Here is a 1164-nt window from a genome sequence, read left to right on the forward strand (position 1 = left end):
GACACTCTCATATCTTGATTCTGTGTTAGAGGCAGCAAGTGCTCTTGGCGCAACAACCGCTGTAGCACATCCGACACGTCGTGGAATTGCTCCGAGTTCGGAGCAATTTCATGAGCAACTACGTAGCCTCGTTGAAATTGGACATACGCATGATGTCACCGTCTGTTTTGAAACAACTGGGTATGCTGGTGACCTCGCACTTGACCGCGTGGGAGCGACAATTGATGATGTCGATGGTGCAATTTGTCTTGATATTGGGTACGCATATCTCGAAGCAGGGGTAAGTGGCATACGAACACTGCTCACACAGTATGGTGATATTGTTGAACACCTCCACGTTCACGATGGTCGACATCGTGGCGATACACATATTCCAGTCGGTAGCGGTGACGTTGCAATGGCTGACATTGGGTCGCTTCTGCAGGAATTCGTTCCTGAAGCAACGGCAACAATTGAAGTGTTCACTAATGACGCCGCACATCTCACAGACTCACGACAACGATTTATTGAGCTGATTGAAGATGTCGACAGTCAGTAACATGTCCTAGGGTGCGGCTGTGCACTACCACGTGACATCCTCCTCGCCGTAAAACGGCGAGGCTTCCCACACGGTGGGAATACCAGTTAGTCGTCGCTCGTCGCTCGTCGCTGGCAGAGGGTTTCGACTCTTCGTACGCCGTGAGCGTCATCTGTGAGGAGTTCTCGCCCGATTCACGGTGAGTCGTGGTGCTGTCACAAGCACTCCCATCCCGTGGGATGTCATCGCCTGCCGATTTCAGCGGTAGGCTCTCACCCCACGGGTCGTAGCGGTCAGCGATATTGACCGCCGTCGCAAGATCGCGTCGCGATCTTGCTGCCCGCCAGACGTAGTCTGGCGACCGCGTTGATGTCTGCGTGATACTCCGATACCCAACACTCATCGGTTGGACAGCGGAACTCGTCGCCGTTCCGCTGGCCGATGTGGCCGCACTCGTGGCATATCTGGCTCGTGTACTCCGGTCGGACGTATGTGACCGGAACCCCAGCTTCTCGTGCTTTGGCCTCAATGCGTTGTTGAAGCCGAGCGAACGCCCATCGCCCATGCGTGGAGGCGTCGGTTCATCCACTTGCCGTAGTCGAGGTCTTCGCGGATGTACGAGAGATCCTCTAACACCAGCACCAGCA

At 55.0% G+C, this 1164-nt stretch carries 1 protein-coding gene and 1 pseudogene; one reads left to right on the forward strand and one right to left on the reverse strand.

The genetic code is table 11. The annotated features are described in order from the left end of the window. Window positions 1–538: sugar phosphate isomerase/epimerase family protein (locus J07HQW2_RS08520; protein WP_021055048.1), on the forward strand; the 538-nt coding region annotated here is incomplete at its 5' end. A gap of 127 nt (window positions 539–665) precedes the next feature. Here J07HQW2_RS08520 and J07HQW2_RS18180 read toward each other — a convergent pair. Beyond that, a pseudogene (locus J07HQW2_RS18180) lies at window positions 666–1164 on the reverse strand (zinc ribbon domain-containing protein); the annotation flags it as partial.

Origin of the sequence: Haloquadratum walsbyi J07HQW2, from assembly GCF_000415985.1 — an archaeon.
Taxonomy (GTDB): Archaea; Halobacteriota; Halobacteria; order Halobacteriales; family Haloferacaceae; genus Haloquadratum; species Haloquadratum walsbyi_B.